We start from the raw sequence: 588 nt of genomic DNA, 5'->3' as shown, positions 1-588 counted from the left end.
CTCACACGTTAATTGGGCGTTATGTGTTTCTCACAAAGGGAGTCGTCAATGAAAAAGCCTACGATTGAATCCAGTCAGGAGGAGCTCATAGCGTTTGTTCGAGATTGGATAGATTTATGCGCGTCAGGAGAAGCAGAGTATGCTTTTTCGTTCCTTGATGAACCATTAGATAACTCTAGAAGTAAGTGGAGTTTAGAAGATTTTGAAATGGTCAGGTTTGACCATTTTGGCGACAACCAGCTCCCAGTTATAACAAGTCCTTTAACCGTCACAGGGGGTCTCAGAAACGACATCTTCGAGTACGACAACGGCTCTGGGTGGGGAGTTGAGTATGATTTGCCGCTTAATGGTGTCGTTAGTGATTTCACGCTGCTTTTCGACTTCTTAAAGCATGGTGAAGACCTGAAGGTGATTTTGGATGATTGCCACGTCATGTAGAAACACATAACAAACTGCTTAAGAGTGAGTCGCAACGCGGGGCATTGTTACTATGAGTCGGTTTAGGTGTTTAAGGTATTATGCGGAGGCTAAGGTATTGTGTTGCTCACACCTTAGCAAGGCGTTAGTTGCCAACGGGAAAAAACGCCA

At 44.6% G+C, this 588-nt stretch carries 1 protein-coding gene; it reads left to right on the top strand.

All coding sequences use genetic code 11. The features are described 5' to 3' along the window. The first annotated feature begins 48 nt into the window (after positions 1-48). A complete protein-coding gene (locus R7Q46_RS28750; RefSeq protein ID WP_140099275.1) occupies positions 49-438 on the top strand; it encodes a hypothetical protein in 390 nt (129 codons plus the stop codon). The last annotated feature ends 150 nt before the right edge of the window (positions 439-588 follow it).

The organism is Vibrio sp. 811, from assembly GCF_033339195.1.
The sequence above is the reverse complement of the archived record's forward strand: the minus strand, read 5'-3'. Positions and strand labels throughout refer to the sequence as shown.